At 44.0% G+C, this 23721-nt stretch carries 22 protein-coding genes; 12 read left to right on the top strand and 10 right to left on the bottom strand.

The window, feature by feature from the left end; all coding sequences use genetic code 11:
• Positions 1-31: 31 nt before the first annotated feature.
• The 3 genes from FPZ43_RS15930 to FPZ43_RS15940 all read left to right on the top strand — a co-directional run bounded on the left by FPZ43_RS15930 (position 32) and on the right by FPZ43_RS15940 (position 4846).
• Positions 32-1894, top strand: a complete 1863-nt coding sequence (locus tag FPZ43_RS15930; RefSeq protein ID WP_146382928.1) for a DUF4139 domain-containing protein — start codon at positions 32-34, stop codon at positions 1892-1894.
• A complete protein-coding gene (locus FPZ43_RS15935; RefSeq protein ID WP_146382929.1) occupies positions 1894-3393 on the top strand; it encodes an NADH-quinone oxidoreductase subunit N in 1500 nt (499 codons plus the stop codon). Before FPZ43_RS15930 ends, FPZ43_RS15935 begins: the two co-directional genes overlap by 1 nt.
• A gap of 145 nt (positions 3394-3538) precedes the next feature.
• The gene (locus tag FPZ43_RS15940; protein WP_146382930.1) at positions 3539-4846 is read left to right on the top strand and encodes an ammonium transporter; all 1308 of its coding nucleotides are present in this window, start codon (positions 3539-3541) and stop codon (positions 4844-4846) included.
• A gap of 384 nt (positions 4847-5230) precedes the next feature.
• Here the strand turns inward: FPZ43_RS15940 and FPZ43_RS15945 are convergent, their stop codons facing one another.
• Positions 5231-6019, bottom strand: coding sequence for a carbon-nitrogen hydrolase family protein (locus FPZ43_RS15945; RefSeq protein ID WP_146382931.1), 789 nt, complete (start codon positions 6017-6019; stop codon positions 5231-5233).
• A 5-nt stretch (positions 6020-6024) separates the two neighbouring features.
• A complete protein-coding gene (locus FPZ43_RS15950; protein ID WP_146382932.1) occupies positions 6025-6867 on the bottom strand; it encodes a sugar phosphate isomerase/epimerase family protein in 843 nt (280 codons plus the stop codon).
• Between the two features lie 144 nt (positions 6868-7011).
• Here FPZ43_RS15950 and FPZ43_RS15955 point away from each other — a divergent pair, with 144 nt between their 5' ends.
• The 3 genes from FPZ43_RS15955 to FPZ43_RS15965 all read left to right on the top strand — a co-directional run bounded on the left by FPZ43_RS15955 (position 7012) and on the right by FPZ43_RS15965 (position 10622).
• Positions 7012-8919 (top strand): amidophosphoribosyltransferase, encoded by a 1908-nt coding sequence (locus FPZ43_RS15955; RefSeq protein WP_146382933.1) that lies wholly within the window; start codon positions 7012-7014, stop codon positions 8917-8919.
• Between the two features lie 191 nt (positions 8920-9110).
• A complete protein-coding gene (locus FPZ43_RS15960) occupies positions 9111-9917 on the top strand; it encodes an alpha/beta fold hydrolase (RefSeq protein WP_222430988.1) in 807 nt (268 codons plus the stop codon).
• A gap of 132 nt (positions 9918-10049) precedes the next feature.
• On the top strand, positions 10050-10622 hold the full coding sequence (locus tag FPZ43_RS15965; RefSeq protein WP_146382934.1) for a YceI family protein: 573 nt from the start codon (positions 10050-10052) through the stop codon (positions 10620-10622).
• 82 nt (positions 10623-10704) lie between these two features.
• Here FPZ43_RS15965 and FPZ43_RS15970 read toward each other — a convergent pair whose 3' ends face one another.
• Entirely contained in the window at positions 10705-11124 is a 420-nt protein-coding gene (locus tag FPZ43_RS15970; RefSeq protein ID WP_186461865.1) for a DUF2147 domain-containing protein, read from the bottom strand.
• Between the two features lie 125 nt (positions 11125-11249).
• Positions 11250-11705, bottom strand: coding sequence for a DUF2147 domain-containing protein (locus tag FPZ43_RS15975; protein ID WP_186461866.1), 456 nt, complete (start codon positions 11703-11705; stop codon positions 11250-11252).
• Positions 11706-11938: 233 nt separating this feature from the next.
• Between FPZ43_RS15975 and FPZ43_RS15980 the strand changes: the two genes are divergently transcribed.
• Both FPZ43_RS15980 and FPZ43_RS15985 read left to right on the top strand, forming a co-directional pair.
• Positions 11939-14335, top strand: coding sequence for a glycoside hydrolase family 3 N-terminal domain-containing protein (locus FPZ43_RS15980; RefSeq protein ID WP_146382937.1), 2397 nt, complete (start codon positions 11939-11941; stop codon positions 14333-14335).
• A gap of 185 nt (positions 14336-14520) precedes the next feature.
• Complete coding sequence (locus FPZ43_RS15985; protein ID WP_146382938.1) at positions 14521-15717, top strand: ROK family transcriptional regulator; 1197 nt, start codon at positions 14521-14523, stop codon at positions 15715-15717.
• Between the two features lie 119 nt (positions 15718-15836).
• Here the strand turns inward: FPZ43_RS15985 and FPZ43_RS15990 are convergent, their stop codons facing one another.
• The 4 genes from FPZ43_RS15990 to FPZ43_RS19345 all read right to left on the bottom strand — a co-directional run bounded on the left by FPZ43_RS15990 (position 15837) and on the right by FPZ43_RS19345 (position 18298).
• Positions 15837-16637: an alpha/beta hydrolase gene (locus tag FPZ43_RS15990; RefSeq protein WP_146382939.1), complete on the bottom strand. Its 801-nt coding sequence runs from the start codon at positions 16635-16637 to the stop codon at positions 15837-15839.
• Between the two features lie 94 nt (positions 16638-16731).
• Positions 16732-17391, bottom strand: coding sequence for an MBL fold metallo-hydrolase (locus FPZ43_RS15995; RefSeq protein ID WP_146382940.1), 660 nt, complete (start codon positions 17389-17391; stop codon positions 16732-16734).
• A 45-nt stretch (positions 17392-17436) separates the two neighbouring features.
• A complete protein-coding gene (locus tag FPZ43_RS16000) occupies positions 17437-18081 on the bottom strand; it encodes an HAD family hydrolase (RefSeq protein ID WP_146382941.1) in 645 nt (214 codons plus the stop codon).
• A 61-nt stretch (positions 18082-18142) separates the two neighbouring features.
• Positions 18143-18298 (bottom strand): hypothetical protein, encoded by a 156-nt coding sequence (locus tag FPZ43_RS19345; RefSeq protein ID WP_186461867.1) that lies wholly within the window; start codon positions 18296-18298, stop codon positions 18143-18145.
• 232 nt (positions 18299-18530) lie between these two features.
• Here FPZ43_RS19345 and FPZ43_RS16005 point away from each other — a divergent pair, with 232 nt between their 5' ends.
• Together FPZ43_RS16005 and FPZ43_RS16010 are read left to right on the top strand one after the other, a co-directional pair.
• The gene (locus FPZ43_RS16005) at positions 18531-19175 is read left to right on the top strand and encodes a Pr6Pr family membrane protein (RefSeq protein WP_146382942.1); all 645 of its coding nucleotides are present in this window, start codon (positions 18531-18533) and stop codon (positions 19173-19175) included.
• Between the two features lie 353 nt (positions 19176-19528).
• Complete coding sequence (locus tag FPZ43_RS16010) at positions 19529-19801, top strand: hypothetical protein (RefSeq protein ID WP_146382943.1); 273 nt, start codon at positions 19529-19531, stop codon at positions 19799-19801.
• Positions 19802-19852: 51 nt separating this feature from the next.
• On the opposite strand, the gene FPZ43_RS16015 is transcribed toward FPZ43_RS16010, so the two are convergent.
• Entirely contained in the window at positions 19853-20698 is an 846-nt protein-coding gene (locus tag FPZ43_RS16015) for a glycoside hydrolase family 16 protein (protein WP_146382944.1), read from the bottom strand.
• Between the two features lie 105 nt (positions 20699-20803).
• On the opposite strand from FPZ43_RS16015, the gene FPZ43_RS16020 reads away from it, so the two are divergent.
• Positions 20804-22066, top strand: a complete 1263-nt coding sequence (locus FPZ43_RS16020; protein WP_146382945.1) for a metallophosphoesterase — start codon at positions 20804-20806, stop codon at positions 22064-22066.
• Between the two features lie 245 nt (positions 22067-22311).
• On the opposite strand, the gene FPZ43_RS16025 is transcribed toward FPZ43_RS16020, so the two are convergent.
• Positions 22312-23352 carry an ABC transporter ATP-binding protein gene (locus FPZ43_RS16025; RefSeq protein ID WP_146382946.1) on the bottom strand — a complete coding sequence of 347 codons (1041 nt, stop codon included), beginning with the start codon at positions 23350-23352 and terminating at the stop codon, positions 22312-22314.
• Positions 23353-23506: 154 nt separating this feature from the next.
• Between FPZ43_RS16025 and FPZ43_RS16030 the strand changes: the two genes are divergently transcribed.
• On the top strand, positions 23507-23719 hold the full coding sequence (locus tag FPZ43_RS16030) for a hypothetical protein (RefSeq protein WP_146382947.1): 213 nt from the start codon (positions 23507-23509) through the stop codon (positions 23717-23719).
• Positions 23720-23721 lie beyond the last annotated feature (2 nt).

Raw genomic sequence — 23721 nt, forward strand, 5'->3', positions numbered from 1 at the left:
CTGCATCCTACAGGTAAATAAATAATATCACATGAAAAAACTGTTATTTTTTACCTGCCTCGTTTTTTTTGCAAAAGTTGCCGCGGCAGCAGATGGTCAAAAGTTTTCATCAAAAGTCCAGCGAGTTACAGTATTCCTAAGTGGTGCGCAAGTAACGCGTTCGGCAAATGTCAGTATATCGCCGGGCACATCTACGCTGGTGTTTGAAAATATATCACCTGATATTGATGTGCAAAGCCTGCAGGTAAAAGCAGCGGGCGCTTTTACCATCCTGTCGGTTAAGCAAGAGATGAACTTTCTTAATGAACAAGCCAGGCAAACACGGGTAGAAGGCTTGCGCGCCCAACAAAAGGCACTGCGCGATAAAATTAACATGCAAAATGCCTTGATGGCCGTTAATGCCGAAGAGGCTTCTATGCTTGCCAAAAACCAGGTTATAAGCGGAAGCAATACCAATCTCGACGTCCTGAAATTAAAGCAAGCACTTGATTTTCAAACGCAACGTTTAACGGAGAACAAACGCAGGGAAATTGCCATCAATAAAGAAATAGAGACACTTAATAGCGAGGTTACCAAATACAACAAGCAAATAGCCGATATACTCAAAGGAAGCAGCACAGCTACGAGCGATGTGTTGGTTACTGTATCATCAAAGGCAGCATTGCAAACGGTGTTTACGCTTACCTACCTTGTTAGCCATGCAGGTTGGTACCCAACCTACGATGTTCGCGCTAAAAACATCAATAGCCCAGTTACCATAGCTTATAAAGCCAATGTATCGCAGCAATGCGGTGAGGACTGGAAAGACGTTAAATTAACCCTGTCTACCGGTAACCCAAGCATAAGCGGCAGCAAGCCCGACCTTAAGCCGTACTATTTAAATTTTGGCATGTATTACAGCAACCAACCGATAAGCATAACAAAAGTTAGTGGTACAGTAACTGATAATACAGAGGCCTTGCCCGGCGTAACCGTACGCGTTAAAGGCACATCTATTGGCACCACTACTGATAAGGATGGTCATTATACTTTGCAGGTGCCTGCTAATAACCCTGTACTGGAGTATCGTTTTATTGGATACAAAAGTACCGAGTTGCCCGTACACGGCGCTACTATGAATGTCAAGTTGGAGGAAGATGCAAAGCAATTAAATGAGGTTGTTGTGACTGGTTATAGTTCTTTACGGAATAAGTCTAATCCCGGAAGTGCTGCCGAAATCAGAGTTAGAGGTATGGCGACTATGTCTAACACCATTCCAATTGCTGTAAACCAGCAGGAAAATCAAACTAATACGGAATTCCAGATCGATAACCCTTATACTATCCCTGCCGATGGTAAGCAGTATCTTGTTGCCATAGATGAGATCAGCACCAACGCAAGCTACCAATATTATGTTGCGCCTAAGGTGAGTACGGATGTTTTTTTAACAGCAAGCATTATCGACTGGAACAAGTACAATTTCCTATCAGGCGAGGCTAACTTATTTTTTGAAGATACTTTTATAGGTAAATCATTACTTGATACACATATTGCGGGTGATACTTTGAATTTATCATTGGGCACCGATAAGAATATTGTAGTAACACGTACCTTGCAAACCGAAATGAAGGATAAACAAGGTTTATTTGGCTCAAGCAAAAAGGAAATACGGAACTGGCTTATTAGTGTTAAAAATCGGAAAAGTCAGCCAGTTCAACTTTTGGTGGAAGATCAGATTCCGGTCTCGCAAAATTCGGCCATTGAAGTGGAGACGCAAGACGTTAGCGGTGCCGAATTTGATAAGGGCAACGGTAAGGTTGCCTGGAACCTAACGCTTGCACCACAAAACGAAAAACAACTTAATTTAAAATACCAGGTTAAATATCCTAAAAACCAAACCGTTATAGTACAATAATGAACCGACTGCTACCCAATATAACAGCCCTGTTGAGTGATGCATTAGGCAGCGTAACGTATTTTATGCCCGAGGTTTACCTTACCGTACTTTTTATATTGGTTTTGGTAACCGATTTGTTGTTTGGCAAAAACTCGGCAAAGCTTTGCCGCACGGTGGCAGTTGTGGGGTTGATATTTGTACTGGTGAAGGATTTTGAACAGTTTACAGCCATAGTCAACGGGTCGCGTTTGCTATTTAACAATATGCTGTTGCTGCACAGGCCGGCAGTAGTATTTAAGTTAATTACAGATTTGCTTGCGCTTATCATCCTGCTTTACATTCCGTGGGATCATCGGTTGGCTGCGCATAAAAAAGGCTTATCAGATATGTACACCATCGTCATTGGGTCGGTTTTAGGGCTGCATCTAATGGCGATGGCTTATAACTTGCTGGCGGTCTACTTGTCTATCGAGTTTGTTTCACTTGCTTCATATCTGTTGGTGGCTTACCGTACGCAAAATGCCTTTAGTGCCGAGGCTGCTTTAAAATATGTACTGTTTGGTGCGGCAACCTCGGCAGTAATGCTCTATGGTATCTCGCTCATATATGGGTTCACCGGAACGCTCGATCTGTTTGGCAGCCACATGGGCGAAAGTCTTGCTCATGCCAACCCGTTGGCCGTTTCATTTGCACAGGTACTGGTGTTAATTGGCATTGGCCTTAAACTCTCATATGTGCCCGTACATTTTTGGGTGCCCGATGTTTATGAAGGTGCAGCTACACCTGTTACCGCTTTCCTGTCGACCCTGCCCAAAGTTGCCGGCTTTGCGCTGCTGGTTAATTTTGTACAGCCCTTTGTGTTTTACACCGGATGGCAGGGGTTCGATTTCAGGCTGGTGCTATCCGCAATAGGTATCGTTACGATGGTAGCTGGAAACTTTGCAGCTGTGATACAAACCAACGTTAAACGCATTTTGGCCTACTCAGGTATAGGGCACACGGGCTTTGCATTGATGGCCTTTGTGACGTTTACGCAACAGGGACTATCGGCATTGAGTTATTACTTGCTTATGTATGGACTTGCCAACATTGCCGCGCTGGCACTTGCCAACTATTTTGAAAATGCTGAGGGCATTACTGATGTTAAACAGTACAAAGGGTTGGGGTTCAAATATCCGCTGGCATCGGTAAGTTTTGTGGTAATATTAATATCGCTTACGGGTATCCCAATAAGTGCTGGCTTTACGGCTAAGCTGTTTGTGTTTTCGGCTACTTACGGTGTTTACCAGCAAACGCATGATATTTGGCTGCTTGCGCTGATGATAACCGGCGCGGTTACCACGGTGGTTGGTTTGTTTTACTACATCAAAATCCCGCTAAACCTGTTTCTGCGCAGAAGCGAGCTGTTACTGAGCGAAAACAGATGGTCATACAACCTGGTTATCTTATCAACCATTGTTGCGGTTGTGCTTATCGTATTTGGTATCTTCCCGAATGCGCTCATAAAGTTTATGTAGGTAAATTAAGTATGCGTGCATAGCAATAATTATATTTTTCTAAATAAAGCATACTTAACAAGTCGTTATTTTTCATTTTTCGTAATTTATTAGTGAAAAGTTTATAAATTCAGGCCGATTTTAACCAATTGGCTATTGATTTTATATGAAACGTTACTTTCCCTTCCTGGTTATCCTTGCAATTTTAGTGTTGACTTTTATTTTTCCGTCGGTTGAATATGACAAATCAATAAAATCAAATTTTAACAGCGGGGATATTGCCTGGATGCTGATGTCGACAGCACTTGTACTGATCATGACCCCCGGACTTGCCTTTTTTTATGGAGGGATGGTTAACAAAAAGAACGTTATCTCAACCATGCTGCAAAGCATTGTCTGTATGGTTATCATAACGGTAATGTGGGGAATATTTGGTTTCAGCCTTGCCTTCGGCGATAGCATTGGCGGGGTAATTGGTAACCCGTCAACGTACTTCATGATGAAGGGCATGTTAGGCAACGCCAGCTGGAAACTGGCACCAACCATACCGTTGTTGTTGTTCGCCATGTACCAGTTAAAGTTTGCCATTATTACCCCGGCGCTGATTACCGGTGCCTTTGCTGAGCGCATCCGTTTCAATTCATACATCATTTTTCTTGTACTGTTCTCCATATTTATCTTTTCGCCATTGGCACATGCCACCTGGCACCCTGATGGCGTATTGGCCAAATTAGGCGTGCTGGACTTTGCCGGCGGTACGGTTGTGCACATGTCAGCCGGATGGGCTGCATTGGCGTCAGCATTGTTTCTTAAAAAGCGTAACGAGGCTACACATTCGCCTGCGCGCATCACTTATGTAATTATTGGTACAGGCTTGCTTTGGTTTGGCTGGTTTGGTTTCAACGCAGGATCGGCACTTGGGGCAAATCATTTAGCGGTAACAGCATTGGCAACAAGTACAACAGCATCGGCAGCTGCAGGTATTACCTGGATATTTTTCGATATGCTTCGCGGACGTAAGCCATCGGCTATGGGTACCTGTATTGGTGCCGTTGTAGGTTTGGTGGCCATTACCCCGGCAGCAGGCTTTGTGAGCGTACCGCACTCATTGGCTATCGGTATCATCTCGGCAGTGGTAAGTAACCTTGTGGTAGAGTGGCGCACACGCACTTCAATTGACGATACGCTTGACGTTTTTCCATGTCATGGCGTAGGTGGTATGGTAGGTATGCTGCTAACAGGTGTATTTGCGAGCCAGGCCGTGAACCCAAACAACACAACCGGGGAGGGCCTTTACTTTGGGCACACGCATCTCTTCCTCATCCAGTCGCTTGCCTTGGTAGCTACATCACTTTTCGCATTTTTTGGTTCGGTTATCTTGTTAAAAATTACCGATATGATATCGCCGCTACGCGTACCTAAAGAGGATGAAGTAGTTGGTCTGGATATCAGCCAGCATGGGGAGAAGTTGTAAGATATTTTAGCGACTTTGATTAGCGGTGATCATTTTGTTAGTGGTTTTTTCTTTGGCGCTTTTGATAGCCTTTGCAACAAGGCCTTTGAAAGGCAGTAGTTGGTTTTTGATCAACGGAGGTTTAATAATTCTCTATAGTTTTCTTATTGGCTTTATTCAAAGTATTTTTTGCAGGAATCAGAAAATATAGAGGTTGAAACTTGGGCTTTTGTGATCGCAGCAGTCATATTTTAATATCCATTTTATGCTATGTAATTTATGGATTGATAAGGGCATCGAAAGTATAAACTACTTGTCATTCTGAGGTACGAAGAATCTACTCGCAAATTACCTTGGCGGCGATAGATGCTTCACTATGTTCAGCATGACAGGGCGAATATTTGTCTACCCATACAACTCCGGCTTAAATCTTTTCGCTAACAGCCCTGTAGCTTTTTCTAAATCAATATTCGCTACAATAACACCCGGTTTGCCGTATGGTTGGTAGGCACTGCATTTACCATCGGGTGCTATGATGGATGAGGCAGCCTCGTGATATTTAGTTGCATACCCCACGCTTGCAAAGTAAATTGTGTTTTCCAAAGCGCGCATCATCATCGCTTTCTCGTAATAAGGGCTGTCAGGGTCGCCCCAACGGGTTATGGTGTTGCCGCTTATATCACTACCCGTTAAATGCGGGTGGAAAACAACCTGCGCACCCTCACGCGCTGCCCAACGTACCGATTCGGGATAACGAAAACCCTCATGGCAAATAGTGATGCCAAACTTTAAACCGCCAATTTCAAACAGGCTTCTGTCTGTTCCGGCCTGCCATGTTTGGTCCTCCGACGGGTCGAGCTGGTTTTTGGTTTGATAGCCAAGCACTTCGCCTGTATTCGATATCACGTGCGCCACGTTCAAAAAGTTGTCGCCCTCATACCAATCCATTGGCATAATAATGCCAATGTTGTGAGCCCCTGCAATGGCACAAACCTGATCAAGTGCTGCCTGCAAAACTTCCTGGCTTGCCTTTTCTACCTTATAGTCAGCCAAGGGATAGCCGGGCAAAAAAGTTTCGGGGAAGCAAACCACAATGGCTTGCTGTGCTGCCGCTTGCTTAGCCAATGCTTCGGTCTGCATCAATCCATCCTCAATTGATTTTGGAAACAGGGGAGTGGCAAGGGCTATTTTCATTATGGTTATAGGCTTTTTAAGTATTTAATAGTTTCGGGTATTTGGGTTGCGTGTGCAGGGCTTTCATCCTCAATAAAATAATGGCGTATGCCTATCGCTTTGGCAGCTTTTAAAACCTCCGGTACATTAATTTGCCCGGTGCCCAGGGCTACATCGTTATTTATATCGGTAGTGCCCGTCAGATCATTAGCTACGCCTTTTCGGATATCTTTCAGGTGGATCAGTTTAAAACGCCTGCCGTGCTTTTTCAGGAGCGCCGCCGGGTCTGCTCCGCCATGAAACGCCCATAACATATCCAACTCAAACGATACGTATTGCGGGTTGGTGTTTTTTACCAAATAATCGAACAGCGTACCATCTTGATAAGTACCAAACTCGTAGCCGTGGTTATGGTAGCAAAGTGTTATGCCCTGCGCTTTTAAAACCTGGCCTGCTTTGTTAAAATCAGCTACAGCTTTTTTTGCATCATCAATAGTAAAGGTATTACCGTGAGGTATCCAGGCAACCATTACGTACAACGAACCAAATATTTTGCTGAGCCTGATGGCTTCCTGCGGGTTGTTTACCACCGTTTCGTAATCTAACCCTATTGATGGCATAGAGATACCTCGCTCGGTAAGCATTTTCTTAAACTCCTCCGGGCTGATATTTTTAGGATTAGGGCCTTCCATTTCTGTTATGCCAAGCGCCTTAACGGTATCAAGCGTAGCGGCAACGCTGTTTAAAAAGCTTGCCCGGTAGGTGTATGATTGTACGCCAAACGGATAGGTGTACAAAGGCTTTTTAGCTTGCGAAAAACCGTATTTGGCTGATAGGGCAATAATTAACAGTAGAGCAATTTTTTTCATGATATGCAGATAGATTAGCCAAAGTTATAATAAACACACTTAATTAAAAGCCTTGTTTAATGGTGACAAAAACTATCATTAAAATGACAATGTGTTACAACACAATTAATTTAATGTTATACCTTTGCGTGCTCATCACAAATCATGAGCGATCAGATTAAACATGAATGCGGTGTGGCATTTATCCGCCTAAGAAAGCCACTCTCTTACTATCAGAAAAAGTACGGCACAGCGCTGTACGGACTAAACAAGCTTTACCTTTTAATGGAGAAACAGCATAACCGCGGGCAAGACGGCGCGGGCGTTGCTACCATTAAACTGGATATTGAACCGGGCAAGCGCTACATAAGCAGGCACCGTTCAATGGCCTCAAATGCTGTTGCTGACATATTTGAGTATATCCAGAAAAAGTTTGCCGAGATCCAAAAGGAAATGCCTGAAAAGATGGCCGATGCCGAGTGGCTTAAAGAACACGTTAGCTTTACCGGCGAGGTGTTATTAGGGCACCTGCGCTACGGTACGCACGGCAAAAACAGTATAGAAAGCTGCCATCCTTTTCTGCGCCAAAACAACTGGATGACACGTAACCTGGTTATTGCAGGTAACTTTAACATGACCAATGTTGATGAGCTACTACAGCAATTGTATGACCTTGGTCAGCATCCAAAAGAGAAAGCCGATACCGTGACCGTATTGGAGAAAATAGGCCACTTTATTGATACCGAGGTACAAGGTTTATTTGACCAATATAAACGCGAAGGCCTTGACGACAATGCCGAAATAAGCAAATTGATAGCCAACGATATGGACGTGGCTAAGATATTGCGCAAAAGCGCCAAAAACTGGGACGGTGGTTATACCATTGCCGGTATTTTGGGCCACGGCGACGCATTTGTAATGCGCGACCCTGTGGGCATACGCCCGGCTTATTATTTTTACAATGATGAGATTGTGGTTGCCGCATCAGAGCGCCCTGCTTTGCAAACTGCATTTAATATACCGGCCGAAGAAATCCGTGAGATTAAGCCAGGCCATGCCCTTATTGTAAAAAAGAACGGCGACGTGAGTGAGGATATGTTTAGCGAACCGGTTGAAAAGAAATCATGCTCGTTTGAGCGTATTTATTTTTCACGCGGCAGCGATGCAGCTATATACCGCGAGCGTAAGCAGCTTGGCCGTTTACTGTGCCCGCAGATACTGGATGCTGTAGGTAACGATATTAAAAACACTGTGTTTTCATACATACCCAACACTGCCGAGGTTGCCTTTTATGGCATGGTTGAAGGGGTGCATAAGTATATAAAACAATATCAGCGCGAGAGGCTGCTTAACCGTGAGGACAAGATAAGCGAAGAGGAACTTTCTGAAGTTTTGGCGCTTGCACCACGCGTAGAGAAGATTGCCATTAAGGACGTTAAACTGCGTACATTCATCACGCAGGATGCCGACCGCAGTGAGATGGTTGCCCACGTTTACGATACCACATACGGCTTAATTAAAAAAGGTACTGATAAGTTGGTAGTGCTGGATGACTCAATTGTTCGCGGTACTACGCTTAAGCAAAGCATCCTGAAGATATTAGATCGCCTTGGCCCGGTAAAAGTGGTGGTGGTATCATCTGCGCCGCAAATCCGTTACCCGGATTGTTATGGTATCGATATGTCGCGTATGGGCGAATTTGTTGCTTTTGAGGCTGCTATCAGCCTGTTGAGGGAGCAAGGCAAGGAGAACATCATTGCTGACGTTTACCAAAAATGTAAAGAGAGCGCCAAATTGCCTAAAGAAGAAGTTGTAAATTACGTAAAAGCTATTTACGAGCCCTTTACCGATCAAGAAATATCTGACAGGATTGCCAAGATTATCACGCCTAAAGAAATCAAAGCCGAAGTGAAAGTGCTTTACCAAACGCTTGATAATCTGCATAAAGCCTGCCCCGACCATTTAGGCGACTGGTACTTTAGCGGCGACTACCCAACACCTGGCGGTAACAAGGTTGTAAATCGTGCCTTTGTTAACTGGATGGAAGGCAAAAATCAGCGTGCTTATATGTAGGCTTTAGTGAATGGAGATTGGTTGATTAGAGATTAGTTTCTGAGTAAAAATATGATGGCGATAGGAGAGATCTTATCGCCATTACTTGTTTAATAAAATTCAAACAAACTCTGCATGTAGCGATTGTTTCTAATCTCTAATCTCTAATCTCTAATCTCTAATCTCTAATCTCTAATACTTATATTTAAACAATGAAAATCAAGCGATTTTTGATGGCTATAATAACACCTGTACTTGGTTTTGTTGGTTGCGGCCCGCATACACCTTATGGCAATAACGCTGCGGTTGGTAAGTATTATAGCGTTAACGGCATTAAATTATATATCGAAGTTTATGGCGAAGGGCCGCCACTACTCATGATACACGGTAACGGTGGTGACATGAGTTCTTTTGCCGAGAACGTGGCTTACTTTGCAAAAAAGTATAAAGTGATCTTGGTCGACAGTCGGGCACATGGTAAATCTGTAGATGCGGCTGATTCCCTCACCTTCGAGCAAATGGCTGATGATTTTGCTGCACTGCTTACCGAAATGCATATCCCAAAGGCATATGTCTTGGGCTGGAGCGATGGTGGTATCAACGCCTTACTTATGGCTATGCGCCACCCCGACAAGGTTATAAAGCTGGCCTCGACAGGGGCAAACATAACGCCCGACTCTACCGCCCTCGACCCTAAAGGCTGGCTGCAAAGCCAGGCTTATTACGAAAAGAATAAAAACCGGCAGTGGAAAACAGCCAAAGAGCGCAACAGTTGGAAGGTATTTATGCTCGATTGGAACCAGCCTAACATCAAGCCCGAGGATTTAAAGCAAATTAAATGCCCGGCATTGATCATAGCTGGCGACCATGATGTTATTGTTGATGCCCATACCAGGCTCATTCAAAAAAGCATCCCAGGTTCAAAACTTTGGATTATTCCTAACAGCGGGCATGCCACCCTTATTGAACATGCCGCTTTGTTTAATAAAACGGTAAATGCTTTCTTTATGGATAAATAAGTTTATAAAACTTAATTTGTCATGCATTAATCAAAAAAGATGTTTAAACATCTTTTATTAAAATTATATGTGTGCTTTGTATATCTTTGATCTATAATTACAAAAAGTAAAAATCAACTAATTAACAAAACAATGAAAAAAATTTTCGCAGTATTAGCTACAGCATTATTAATGCAAACAGCTTCTTTCGCTCAAACCACCTGGAAGGTTGACAAAGCACACTCAAACGTTAAATTTACCATCACTCACTTAGCAGTATCTGATGTTGACGGTTCATTTAAAGATTTTGATGCAACCATCACTGCTAACAAAGCAGATTTCAGCGATGCAAAAGTTAACTTTACTGCTAATACAGCGTCTGTAAATACTGAAAATGAGCGTCGTGACGGTCACCTTAAAGGCGAAGACTTTTTCGACAGCGCAAAATTCCCGGCTCTTACATTTGTAAGCACTGGCATTAAAGCAGCCGGTACAAACAAATATAAATTAAGCGGTAACTTAACTTTGCACGGTGTTACTAAACCGGTTGTTTTTGACATGTTGTACCGCGGTACTGTTACCAACCCAATGAGCAAACAGCCTACAGCTGGTGTTAAAGTGTCAGGTACTATCAAACGTTCAGACTTTAACTTCGGTTCAAAATACGGTTCACCTATGCTGAGCGACGAAGTAGTTATCACTGCAAGCGGCGAGTTTGGCAAATAATATTTTAAGCGGTTTAAAAACGCTAATACAAGAAGAGCCCGTAACATGTGTTACGGGCTCTTCTTGTATATGGTCGCGGTGCTTAGTCTATCCTTTTAAAATTAATTGATTTACCGATGAATTTAAATTTCCAGTAGCCTTTAACCTTAAGCTTACCGTCTTTATCAATCCTGGCGCAGGAGTTCCAATGGCGACCGCTGCTGGCATCGTAAATGATACCGTTTTCCCATGATTGCGATTCGGGGCTGTATACAAGGTTATCAACCACGTCCATTCCTAAAACTTTGCGATTGCGAAGGGCAGGGTTGGGGTTATGCTTATCCGTATAGGTATACATTACCTTATCGCCATCGCCATTGTTGAACCAAACCACGCGGGCTTTGTATTCATTGTCATCCTTATAAACCTGTACAATCAGGTTTTTTTCTTCACTTTCCCATTTGCCGCATATTTGGTCGGCCGCTGCTCCACCTTTTGTATGGTAATTTATACCGGTGTACATTATAAGAGCTAAAAAACTGCATAATAGTTGATTTGCCATCATATTGTAATGTTTTATACAATATAGGCAATACTAATGCCATTATTACAAGCCCCTGACGAAATAAATCTTATTTAACCGCGGTATTATTTTACCCTGTTGAAAGTTAACGTACGCCCAAGGAATTTTACATGCCAGTAGCCTTTTACTTTTAGCTGCCCGGTGTTCTCGATATACGCGTAAGCATCCCAACTTTTACCGCTTTGCACTTCGTAAATCTTGCCACCTTCGTAGGTTTTCGATTTAGGCTTGTATGTGATATTTTCCACTACGTCTAAACCAAGCACTTTGCGGGTGCGCAAACTTGGGTTTGGATTGTTTTTGTCTACAATGGTTTCCATCGGCTTGTCTTTACTTACGCCTCCGCTAAACCATACAATTTTAGCGCGGTAGGTGTTCTTATAGGGATACACCTCAACGGTAAGGTCTTTGGTAGATGCCATCCACTTGCCTATAATGGCATCACCAGAAGCGTTATCATCGGCTTTAATATTGGTAGCAGTTAAAATCAGCGCAGCAAAAAAGGAAAACAGGTATTTCATGATCGGGGTATAGTGCAATAGATATGCATCTCTCATTAACGTAAAAAGCAGCAATTGTTTTAAACAAATCCAAAAAAGTGCAAGAGTTCGTAGCTGACCCGCATTATAAAAGTGCCCTTAGTAACTTAGCATATTCACAATAACGAAAACGTTTTAGTTAATAGATGGCCCCTGACTACCCTCAGGGGCTTTTCTATTTATATATTTGGCATTAACCAATACATTCTATTTGTATGAAAAAAATCTGCCTTGCATTGCCGGTCGTGCTTATGGCCATAAATGCGTCTGCTCAAACCAAAAATATTTACCACAAAGGCTGGATAGATTTTAACAAAAACGGCCGGATGGATGTATTTGAAGATGCCAAACAGCCTATAGATAAACGTGTCGCCGACCTGATAAGCCAGATGAATGTTGATGAGAAAACCTGCCAGCTGGCTACCCTATACGGTTATAAAAGGGTGCTTAAAGATGAAATGCCTGTACCCAACTGGAAAAATGAGGTATGGAAGGATGGTATTGCCAATATAGATGAGGAGCTGAACAATCTTACATCACACACAGATGATGCGCCCACACAATACTCGTTCCCTTACAGTAAACATGCATCTGCTATAAATACGGTGCAAAAATGGTTTGTTGAGGAAACACGTATGGGTATCCCGGTAGATTTTACCAACGAGGGTATCCACGGCCTCAACCATGACCGCGCAACGCCGCTACCCGCCCCAATAAGCATAGGCAGTACGTTTGATAAGCAACTTGTACGCCGCGCCGGGCAAACCGTAGGCCGCGAAGCAAAAGCCCTTGGCTATACAAATGTTTATGCACCCATACTTGACCCCGCCCGAGATCAGCGCTGGGGCCGCGTGGTGGAGTGCTACGGCGAAAACCCGTTCCATATTGCTGAAATGGGCAAGCAAATGGTGCTGGGTATACAGGAGCAGGGTGTGGCATCAACCCTAAAACATTTTGCGGTTTACAGCATACCTAAAGGGGCGCGAGACGGCGCCGCCCGTACCGACCCGCATGTTGCACCGCGCGAAATGCACCAGGTTTACCTTTATCCTTTCAGGCGGGTAATCCAGGAAGCACACCCAATGGGCGTAATGAGCAGTTACAACGATTGGGATGGCGTGCCGGTAACGGGCAGCTACTATTTCCTCACTACGCTTTTGCGCCAACAGTTTGGCTTTGATGGTTACGTGGTGAGCGACAGCGAGGCGGTAGAGTACATTTACTCCAAACACAAAGTTGCTGCAGATTACAAGGACGCGGTGCGCCAGGCCGTTGAGGCGGGGCTAAATGTACGTACCAACTTTACCATGCCGCAAACCTTTATTTTACCCCTGCGCGAACTGATCAAAGAAAACAGGATTTCCATGAAAACCATTGACGCCCGCGTGGCCGATGTGCTAAAAGTAAAGTTCAGGCTGGGTTTGTTTGACAGCCCTTATGTGCCGAATCCTAAAGCTTCGGACAGGGTGGTACATACTGCTGCAGATGCACAAATGAGCCTGCAAATGAACCGCGAAAGCATGGTGCTGCTTAAAAACGAAAACAATCTGTTACCGCTCGATAAGGCTAAATACAAGAATATATTAGTTACAGGTCCGCTGGCAGCCGAAGGCAACTATACCATCAGCAGGTATGGTCCGTCACACAATCCTATTACGACTGTGCTGGATGGCATCAAAAAATATGTAGGCAACAACGGCAAGGTAAGCTATGCCAAAGGCTGCAACATCATCGACGCCACATGGCCCGAGAGTGAGATCATCGAAACGCCGTTGACAGCTGCCGAGCAGGCAAGTATCGATTCGGCAGTAACATTTGCAAAAAACAGCGATGTTGTGATTGCTGTAGTGGGCGAAGATGTTGACAGGGTGGGCGAAAGCCTTTCGCGCACGGGTTTAAACCTGCCGGGGCGACAGCTTAAATTGATACAAGCCTTGCAGGCCGTAGGCAAACCTGTAGTAATGGTGATGATAAACGGGCAGCCGCTTACCATTAATTGGGAAAATAAGAATGTGCCGGCCATTTTAGAGGCATGGTTCCCGAGTGTACAAAGCGGGCAGGTAATTGCCGAAACCTTGTTTGGCGATAACAACCCCGGCGGCAAGGTGCCTATCACGTTCCCAAAAACAACCGGGCAAATAGAGTTGAACTTTCCTTTTAAACCAGGTTCGCAAGCGGGGCAGGGTGGCTCAAACAGTTGGGGTAAAACCAGTGTAAACGGGGCGCTGTATCCTTTTGGTTACGGGCTTAGTTATACCAAATTCGAATACAGCAATTTGCAGGTGTCGCCTTTGAAGGGGCAATCGCAAGGCGATGTTACCGTAACTGTAGATGTTACCAATACCGGGCAGCGCAAAGGCGACGATGTGGTTCAATTATACGTTAAAGATGATGTAAGCTCGGTAACTACTTACGAGTATGATCTGCGTGGATTTGAGCGTATCACGCTTAGCCCCGGCGAAAGGAAGACCGTAACATTTACCCTTCACCCTGATGGTTTGGCGCTGTTGGATAAAAATATGAATTGGACTGTTGAGCCCGGTACGTTCCAAGCCTGGATAGGCGCATCATCTGAAGATATTAGGTTGAAGAAAACCTTCACGGTGGAATAGCAAACAGACGAAGGGCTGACTTGGGCTTGGCTTTGTAGCAAGCTTGAAAGTTGTTACAACATATTTATCAATCAAAAAATGATTTATTTGAGCTGTTGAGACGTAGTACGTTGCAAATTTGCGCATAATGTATAATTTTATGGCAAGTGTTGTACTTATTACACTTAAAGCGGATAAATACATTAATGGAAATAAAAACTACCGGGGTTAAAGGGAGCTGGCTTAAAAATATGATCATTAAGAGGCTTTATTTTGATAAGGCCATGTCATGCGCAGAACTAAGCGAACTTTTTGATAAAAGCATTCCATCTATTGCCAAAGCCATTAACGAACTGATTAAGGAGGGTTTTGTTGTTGAGCAGGGTTATGCACCATCGAGCGGTGGTCGCAGGCCGCTTATGTACGCTATTAATGCCAATGCTATGTACATATTGGCCGTAGCGATGGACCAATTGCAGGCGCGTATCCAAATGATAGACTTGCAGAACAACCCGGTGGCTGATATGGTAAGCGTTGAACTTAAACTGCATAACAACGATGATGCTTTGCCGGCTCTTATCAAATATCTTAATGATTACATTGCCAATTCGGGGATTCCTAAAAATAGAATAGCCGGAATAGGTATTGGTATGCCCGGCTTTATAAACGCCACTGAGGGTATTAACTATACCTACATGGATGCCGACGGGCAAAGCCTTAGCCAATACATTACTACTGCAACAGATATTAACACCTATATAGATAACGATTCCAGCCTTATAGCCCTGGCCGAACAAAAATTTGGCATAGCCCGCTCTCAGCAGGAGGTAATGGTTATTAATTTGGGCTGGGGTATAGGCCTGGGTATGATTATAGACGGTAAGCTGTTTAGGGGTTATAACGGTTTTGCCGGTGAGCTTAGCCACATCCCGCTGTCAGACGATGGCGCTTTATGTACCTGCGGCAAACGCGGTTGCCTTGAGGCAGAAGCATCTATGCTTGTTGTTGCACAGAAGGCTGAAGAAGGGATCAAAAACGGCCGTATTACAAGCCTGCGCCCCCACAACGGGCAATCAAAGGCAATGGGCGATTCGCTTATTGACGCTGCCAATCAGGGAGATCAGTTTGCGCTTGAACTTTTCTCTGATGCAGGTTATAAAATAGGAAAGGCACTTGCCATACTTATCCATATCATGAACCCGGCAAACATCGTATTGAGCGGGCGTGGTGCGCGGGTTGGAAAAATTTTGCTGGCCCCAATACAGCAGGCGCTCCATAAATATTGTATCCCGCGCCTGGCATCGGGTACCGAGCTGCTCATATCATCATTAGGGTTTGATGCCGAGCTGATTGGCGCAGCCGTACTGGTAATGGAGAACTTTGACAGGGAGACAAAGATTTAATTCCACAATATTTCTACTATCTCATGCTTACTTGCAGTATTGTAATCGCGTGAAATAAAAAATCCCCCAATGCTTAGGTATTGCATACGGGGGATTACTCATCATGTTTAATTTAGGCCTTATAGTTCGCTGCTTTGCGATACTTTGTATTTCAATTTTTCATGCTGGCTAAGCCAGTCGGCAATATAAGCCGCTACTTCTTCCCATCCTTGCTGTCCGCATATCCAGTGGGCGCGGTTGCTAAATGCCTTGAAGTCGGTAATGCTTATTTCGTCTGTATAGGCTTCGGCGTTGCGCTTAACTAGTTCAGCCGGAATAATCTCGTCCGCCTCGCCGCCAATAAATAACATGGGCACGTGTGGCAGCTCGGTATCAATTTTTCCGTCCTCACCCATGCAATCGCGTAAAACGTTTCGGCTATCGTGCGTAGCTGTTTCTGTGTAAGCGCGTAAGCTTTCATCTTCAGTGGATGTGTTTGTGAATGATGCTGTAAAGCTTTCCAGATCCATGTAGAAAGGATCGTTCCCTTTAAAAGGGTTTGCAATTAATGCGCTATTTTTCATGAAGCCCCAATCAAAGGCAAGCATAGCGTTGGGGGCAACAGAACTTATCGGTACGCCGATGTCTACAATGCCTTTGGCTACAAGCAACTGTACTACTAAACCACCAACCGAGTGTCCTATTACAATAGGTGGCTCCGGCTGTTCGCGTACAATTGATTCTATTTTGGTTAATATAGCACTTAGCTCAAGGTCGCCCAGGTCTTCGGGCGGGTTACGGCGCAGCTCTGCAGGTTCGCCTTCGTGAAGCGGCCATGCGGGTGCAATGCAGTTATATCCTTTTTCTGTAAAGTAGGCTATCCAATTATCCCAGCTTTTCGGGTTTTGGAACATGCCGTGAACAAATATGATAGTCTTCATGGGTAGTTTTTTTGCTTGTAACACTTACAGAAAAAAACGTACCAAAAGTTTATTTAATTTCTTGAAATGAAATTTATTTTACTGCAGTATTTGCTTAGATGCTGATGCTTTCGCCAACTTCAAAAATTCCATGAAACTTTATACCCGATTTTTCAAAGTGTTTTTTGTAATTGGCAAAGCGTGATTTCACAAAGAATGGCTTTGCAAAACCATCGTGCAGCGGCAGTATTTGTTTGGGTTTTATCTGATCGGCAAAGCCGGCAATTTTAAGTTCGTTTGCAAAAGGGGCCATAGTTACCAATAGCAGTAGATCAATACCTTGGTATTTAGCCAGCGTAGTATCAAGGCTATCAACAGGATGCAAAACTTTGTCATTGATTATAAGGCCGGTCATTTGTGGTATAGGGCTATCCAGCAACGGCTCATGAACAACCGGAATAGCTTCCAACTTAAACGGGCCGACATTGAAGATGCCTTCTTCCGTCAAATTAAACGTAATGTCTTCTTTGGTAAGCGCCTCGCCAACCTGGCTGTTGGTGTAAACAGGGGCGTTGCTCAGTTTTACTATTTCCTTAAGATTAGGCATATCCAGGTGGTCCGGGTGGATATGGGAAATAAAAATGGCGTTTACATCTTTAAATATTTCAGGCTTTACCAAGCCCTCAGCAAAAGTAAAGTTGCCGGGATCAACCAACAGCTTAAAACCGTCAAGCTCAAAAACCAGGCAGGAGTGTATGTATTTGGATATTTTCATGACCGATGCTTTAGCTTAAAACCAGGCAAACATCCAAAAGTTTGGTTACAGTATCTCCTTCAGTTCCTCGAAGAAATTAATGGTAGCTACTTGCCCTTCCTCAACCACACCAAAACCGTATGACGCAAATATGAAAGGCACACCTGCTTCCTGCGCTGCGTTGTAGTCGCCCATGGTGTCGCCAATATAAACCGGGGCTTTTAGTTGATGATCATTCACAATATCACGTATGTTATCGGCTTTGGGGTTACCCTTGGTGCCATAGCACTGGTGCGCTAAAAAATGCTGGTGCATGTTGTTCAGATCCAGAAATAGCTCGATATAGCCGTTTTGGCAATTGCTTACAATGTATAGCTTATATTTTTGACCAAGGTAATTTAGCGTGTCGGACAGCTTAGGATAAAGCTTGCCACCCTGCTTGCCTAAAATGTCCAGCTCGGCAATAGAGCATAGCCTTTGTACTTCGGCACGCTGATGGGTTTCCAGATGAGGAAATAGTTTTTCGAAGATCTTATCATAGGTCATGCCCGTTATCGAGCGCACGCGCTCGCGGGTCATTACCTCGTTTTTCATATAGTCGGCCTGGCTCAAAGCAACCTGCCATGCCTGGCTAATGGTTTCGGTACTGTCCCAAAGTGTACCATCCAGGTCAAATATTATACTATCAAATTTACCGTGCAGATTTTCCATTACCATGTATAAGGCACAAAAATATCATTTTTGCGCGTCTACCCGGCGCTAAAATGGTGGTTTATCCGTAAATGGGAAGTTTGCTTAGCATCAAGCCTGCTGTAATTACCGGTATGGCAATCAAAAGGTAAATACGAGCTAGTTGTGCGCTATCTGCATCGCCTTTTACAAATACTTTATATAGGTCGGTTTTTAGTTTTTCAATTGTGATTTTCATGGCAAACAAATTTATTGCGTATATCTATTTGTGTGACCGCATTAAAATGCGAAGGTTTAACTCTGTTATTTGTAGAACAAAATGCGTTTTCAATTTTAGTAGATAACGCTTTCAACATCAGCGTTAAACATCCTCAACCAATCCATTTGAAATAGTATTCCTAAGAGATGTATGTACGATTTACTGATGAAGAGCGTATTAGTTATATTTAACAACCCAATTATATACTTAGATGCTTCCTGATAAAAAGTACCGTTCCCTTGCGTTTGTGGTTGCCTTACTGGCCTGGACAGGCCTTGCACTGCAGTTTTATACTTCTGTTCCCGCGTATTTAGCAAAAGGCCGCACATTGGGCGGCACGCTTGTAGAACTGTTTAGCTATTTCACTATTCAAACCAACCTGCTGCTGGCCTGTGCTACAACTGCAGTGGTTATATATTCAAAAACTAAGACCTGGTTAAACCAGGCGGGTTTACTTACTGCTGTAGCTGTTTGCATCAGCATTGTATCGTTGGTATATAACCTTGTGCTGAGGCAGGCTTACCACCCGGTAGGGCTGGCCCGCATAAGCGACGAGCTTATGCATTTATTAACCCCAATTGCTTACGTAGTTTTTTGGATATTGGCAGTGCCTAAACAAAGCTTAACCTATAAAGGCGGTTTACCCTGGTTATTGTACCCACTGAGTTACCTGATATACATTTTGGTAAGAGGCGCGCTCACCAACATTTACCCATACTTTTTTCTGGATGCCGGCAAATTTGGCTACGGCAAGGTGGCAATAAACATAGCGGTGCTGATGCTTGTTTTTTTCGGTATCGACGCGTTTTATGTTTTTATAGGAAGGTTGATAACGCGCCGCAATCAGGCTGAATAGCCCGCTTTATTCCCGTTCTGTTTATTAAAATCCGTTTTGTAACGATTATGTTATAGGCTGTGCTATGGCTTAAACCTTGCCCCTTGGGGTTAGTTTAATTATTAAACAACGCAATTAATAACAAAATATAATAGTTATGAAAAATGGAATTTTAAAGTTAGTGGCTGTCCTGGTTTTGGGCACCGCTGCATTACAAAGCTGTTCAGTTGATAATCATTATCGTCGTAACAGGTATGATAGAGGCCGTGGATACGATCGTCATCATCACAACAATTATAACAATGGTTACGATAGGTACCACCGTTATTAATACATCAACCAAATCATTTTATAACAATTAAAAACACAAAATCATGAAAGCCTTAAAAGTATTTGCAATAGCCATTATAGCCATGTTTACCTTTCAGGGCGCAAAAGCGCAGGTAGCTATAAATGCCCGCATTGGTGCACCTGCACCGGTTTACCGCCCGCGTACAGTTGTTGTTACCCGCCCGGTATATCATCGCCCTGTTCGCCGCATGGTGTATGCCCGCCCGGTTTACCGTCGTCCGGTTTATCGTAAGGTGTATGTAAACCGTGGATACTACCGCCAGCCAAAAAGAGTAGTGATGGTTAGGCATTACTAAAAATATTAACTCATAAAAAGTCCTTGCGGGTATCTGCAAGGACTTTTTATGTTATTTGGTTACAAGCACCCAATCAACATAATATTTAGCGTTGCCCGCCTTTATCTTATCAACCGATGATTGCGACAAGCCGAAATAAGGCTTAGTAACCTTGTTTACACCGTTTGGATAACCGCCGCCTAAAGCGAAGTTCAGGATTAAAAATTCGGGTTCGTCAAATACCCATCTGCCATACTTTTCAATTTTCTGTTTGGTGACCGTATAAGTTACCTTGCCATCTACTTTAAAAACTATTCGCATGGGCGACCAATCTACCGAGTAAATATGCCACTTAGCTGCGTTAGTTGTTTTAGGCATATGTGCCCTAAAAGCAATCGGCGTATTGCCAAAGTAACCGGGGCCATGCAAGGCGTTGCTGGTCCAGCTTACATCGCCTACAGTTTCCATTACGTCAATTTCGCCGCAGTCGGGCCAGTTGCCCTTGCCAAGTGCCCAAAACGCTGGCCATAGCCCAGGCCCGGCAGTAACTTTTACCCTTGCCGATGCGGTGCCATACTTAAACATCATTTTATCGCGCGTATTAATTCGCCCTGATACAAAATCGTATTTATTACCTTCTTTACTGGTGTGGCCGGGTTTGTAGAGTGCCTTTAATACCAGCATCCCGTTGTTGGCTCCGTCGGCCTTGCCGTTAGTGAGGTATATGGTAGCTGCCGAATCAATATAGGCTTGCTGCTCGTCATTCACGGTGCGGCCGGTTATTTCAACGTTCCATTTGCTGCGGTCAAGCTGGCCCTGGCGAAAATCGTCAAAAAACACGGTATCCTTTTTGCTTTGTGCCATGGCCGTTGCCGATAGCAACATTAATGCAGGCAGCGTAAGTAGGTTTATTTTCATAAGTGGTAAATTGATGGGCTAAAGTAGCAAATAGTGCTAACACATTGTTTTTTACATAGCAATTACCATTGCTTTTTTATCTTGCACTTTTAACAAAATATATAAATGCGTAGAGGCGGTTTTTTTAATATGTTCATCATTATATCTGTTATTACACTGATAATGGACTGGTATGTGTTTAATGGTTTAAAAACCTTTACGGCCGACTGGCAATCGCGTGTTGCCCGCAATGTTGTAACATGGGGCTACTTGGTTTTATCAGTAGGTGTAACCATATTGTTTGTGCTTGGCTTTGTTGTGGGCGATATGTCTAAAGGTATGCCTACCTACCAAACCTGGCTGTTTAGCATTTTCCTAATGATGCTGGTTACCAAGCTGGTGTTTATCATCGTGCTTTCTCTTGGCGACTTGACCCGTTTTATTTATGGAATTGCCGAGAATGTGAGCGGCAAGCGCAAAGAGGGTGAGCCTTATTTCCCGAGCCGCCGTAAGTTTGTGAGCGAGCTTGCCATATTGATTGCTGCATTTCCGTTCGCGTCGTTTTTATATGCCATGGTGCGCGGTAAATATGATTATAAGGTGCATCGCAGCACTATTTTTTTTGAAGACCTGCCTGAAGCGTTCGACGGCTTTACAATCACCCAGCTGTCCGACATTCATTCCGGTAGTTTTGATAATACGGAAGCTATGCAAAAAGGTATTGATTTGGCAAAAGCGCAACAATCTGACCTGTTTGTTTTTACCGGCGACCTTGTAAATAACGGTGCCTGGGAAATAGAGCCGTATATTGATAGGTTCGGGTCGATAAAAGCGCCGTTTGGCCAATTCTCCATATTGGGTAACCATGATTACGGCGACTACCTGCAATGGCCCAGCCCGCAGGCTAAGGTTGATAACCTAAATAAATTGAAAAAACACCATGCCGAATTAGGCTACCGTTTACTGCTCGACGAAAACGTATCCCTCGTAAAGGACGGACAAAAAATATCCCTTATTGGCGTGCAAAACTGGGGCAGAGGTTTTATACAGCTTGGCGATTTAAATAAAGCTTTAAAGGGCGTTGATAAAGACGCTTTCAAGGTGCTGCTATCGCATGATCCTACCCACTGGGAGGAACAGGTGCGTTACCATGATACCGATATCCACTTAACGCTTTCGGGCCATACGCATGGTGCACAGTTTGGGGTAGAAACTGCCGGCCTGCGCTGGAGCCCCGTGCAATACCGCTACCTTGATTGGGCCGGCTTAATTGCCCAGGGCAAACGCCACCTTTATGTAAACCGTGGTTTTGGTTTTCTTGGATTCTCGGGCCGTTTAGGCATCTGGCCTGAGATTACGGTGATTACGTTGAAAAAGGGGAAAGCATAGGTAGCTTAATTTCATTGCGAGTGATAGTTCTTTAAAGTAATGGATTCATGTTGAGCCTGTCGAAACACTTGTCGCTTGGTAAAGTCTTCGACAAGCTCAGACTGACGCTGCTACCGGATATAGAACGGCACTGGAACCGAAGGCTCTGAAAAACAACGGAGTCATGTTGAGCCTGTCGAAACATTAGTCGCTCGCTAAGCTCAGGGACAAGCTCAGACTGACGCTTGTTGCTGACACTATAATCATCAACTCAGCCAGCGGCCAAATTCATAAAATTTTTTGATGCTGATTCCAATTTTACTGCCGACAGGGTGTTTACCGCGATTAGGATTTAGAACGCGCAGATTGACCTCGTCCCGTTCGATGATGAGTTCCTCGAAAAAGCCTTTGAACAAGACCTGCTTCACTGTCCACTTGGCGCCCATAGGCATGTTTGTAATTGACACATGTTCGGCATAAACCACAACAGTTCCGCGTTTAGATTTTATGCCACAAACCCGGGCCTGCGCGGCAGTCATCTCGCTGCAGCTAACTAGTATTTTGGACGTGTATAGTAACTTGGGCGAGTGGTAAAGCTCTTCTGGCGTGCCGTTTTCTACAATTTCGCCTTCTTTAATTACAATCAGTTCGTCGGCCATAGACAACAACTCGGCAGGGTCATGCGATACCAGTAGCACCGTAACGTTCCACTCCTTTACAATTTGCCTTATATCGTGCTGTAGTCCTTCGCGGTAGGCTGCATCAACCTGGTTAAAGGGCTCATCAAGCATTAAAACTTCAGGCTTGTTTATTAACGCCTTGGCTATGGTAACGCGCTGCTTTTCGCCGCCGCTCAGCTTTCCAAAGGGCATGTCGCGCAGGTCGTAAATGCCAAGCAGGGTAAGCGCTTCAGTAATTTTTGGAAGCTCGTAATTTTTATCGGCCATGGGCAGGCCGCGGCCAATATTTTCCCAAACAGAAGCTGCAGGATCCATGTCATGGTTATCCTGGCTCACCATCGCTATTTTATAATGCTCCTCGGTTGATGCAATACTGCGAAGGGGCATTGGTTGCCCGTGGAAAAAAACATCACCCGAATCGGGCTTAAGCATACCGGCAAGTAATTTAAGCAAGGTGGTTTTACCGCTGCCACTTTCGCCAACAATTGCCGTTATTTTACCCTGGGGCACAAAAACGGTGATATTGTTAACGCCCGATGATTTATCGCCAAAGTAGTTTTTGGTAACAGCAATGGTTTCTAATATCAGGTTATTACCGGGGCGCGAAGTTTGCGTTTGCTCAAACATATTATTACTACCAAACCTAAGTTTTAAAAGGATACTGGCCAAAAAAAATTCTAAACATCTGTCTCGGTATTCATAGCAAGCATTGAGAGAAGCCGCAAACAAACAAAATCGCACAAAATACCTTTATCATTCAAACCATTAAAATCAAAGAGATATGAACAAGACTATCGGAATTGTACTTATTGTTGTAGGCATTGCCATGCTGATATGGACCGGCTTTACGTACACTAAAAAGGAAAAAATTATTGACGCCGGCCCGGTACAGGTATCTGCCGACAGGGAAAAAAGTGTTAACTGGCCGCCATACTTAGGTGGTATTTTATTGGTGGGCGGTATTGTTATTGTTGCTACATCTAAAAATAGGTAAAG

It is taken from the genome of Mucilaginibacter pallidiroseus, assembly GCF_007846085.1.
GTDB classification, from domain to species: domain Bacteria; phylum Bacteroidota; class Bacteroidia; order Sphingobacteriales; family Sphingobacteriaceae; genus Mucilaginibacter; species Mucilaginibacter pallidiroseus.

Bases quoted from the DNA above. Each gene is read 5' to 3' on its own strand.
- FPZ43_RS15930 (WP_146382928.1), top strand. From the start codon at position 32: ATGAAAAAACTGTTATTTTTTACCTGCCTCGTTTTTTTTGCAAAAGTT.
- FPZ43_RS15935 (WP_146382929.1), top strand. From the start codon at position 1,894: ATGAACCGACTGCTACCCAATATAACAGCCCTGTTGAGTGATGCATTA.
- FPZ43_RS15940 (WP_146382930.1), top strand. From the start codon at position 3,539: ATGAAACGTTACTTTCCCTTCCTGGTTATCCTTGCAATTTTAGTGTTG.
- FPZ43_RS15945 (WP_146382931.1), bottom strand. From the start codon at position 6,019: ATGAAAATAGCCCTTGCCACTCCCCTGTTTCCAAAATCAATTGAGGAT.
- FPZ43_RS15950 (WP_146382932.1), bottom strand. From the start codon at position 6,867: ATGAAAAAAATTGCTCTACTGTTAATTATTGCCCTATCAGCCAAATAC.
- FPZ43_RS15955 (WP_146382933.1), top strand. From the start codon at position 7,012: ATGAGCGATCAGATTAAACATGAATGCGGTGTGGCATTTATCCGCCTA.
- FPZ43_RS15960 (WP_222430988.1), top strand. From the start codon at position 9,111: ATGAAAATCAAGCGATTTTTGATGGCTATAATAACACCTGTACTTGGT.
- FPZ43_RS15965 (WP_146382934.1), top strand. From the start codon at position 10,050: ATGAAAAAAATTTTCGCAGTATTAGCTACAGCATTATTAATGCAAACA.
- FPZ43_RS15970 (WP_186461865.1), bottom strand. From the start codon at position 11,124: ATGTACACCGGTATAAATTACCATACAAAAGGTGGAGCAGCGGCCGAC.
- FPZ43_RS15975 (WP_186461866.1), bottom strand. From the start codon at position 11,705: ATGAAATACCTGTTTTCCTTTTTTGCTGCGCTGATTTTAACTGCTACC.
- FPZ43_RS15980 (WP_146382937.1), top strand. From the start codon at position 11,939: ATGAAAAAAATCTGCCTTGCATTGCCGGTCGTGCTTATGGCCATAAAT.
- FPZ43_RS15985 (WP_146382938.1), top strand. From the start codon at position 14,521: ATGGAAATAAAAACTACCGGGGTTAAAGGGAGCTGGCTTAAAAATATG.
- FPZ43_RS15990 (WP_146382939.1), bottom strand. From the start codon at position 16,637: ATGAAGACTATCATATTTGTTCACGGCATGTTCCAAAACCCGAAAAGC.
- FPZ43_RS15995 (WP_146382940.1), bottom strand. From the start codon at position 17,391: ATGAAAATATCCAAATACATACACTCCTGCCTGGTTTTTGAGCTTGAC.
- FPZ43_RS16000 (WP_146382941.1), bottom strand. From the start codon at position 18,081: ATGGAAAATCTGCACGGTAAATTTGATAGTATAATATTTGACCTGGAT.
- FPZ43_RS19345 (WP_186461867.1), bottom strand. From the start codon at position 18,298: ATGAAAATCACAATTGAAAAACTAAAAACCGACCTATATAAAGTATTT.
- FPZ43_RS16005 (WP_146382942.1), top strand. From the start codon at position 18,531: ATGCTTCCTGATAAAAAGTACCGTTCCCTTGCGTTTGTGGTTGCCTTA.
- FPZ43_RS16010 (WP_146382943.1), top strand. From the start codon at position 19,529: ATGAAAGCCTTAAAAGTATTTGCAATAGCCATTATAGCCATGTTTACC.
- FPZ43_RS16015 (WP_146382944.1), bottom strand. From the start codon at position 20,698: ATGAAAATAAACCTACTTACGCTGCCTGCATTAATGTTGCTATCGGCA.
- FPZ43_RS16020 (WP_146382945.1), top strand. From the start codon at position 20,804: ATGCGTAGAGGCGGTTTTTTTAATATGTTCATCATTATATCTGTTATT.
- FPZ43_RS16025 (WP_146382946.1), bottom strand. From the start codon at position 23,352: ATGTTTGAGCAAACGCAAACTTCGCGCCCCGGTAATAACCTGATATTA.
- FPZ43_RS16030 (WP_146382947.1), top strand. From the start codon at position 23,507: ATGAACAAGACTATCGGAATTGTACTTATTGTTGTAGGCATTGCCATG.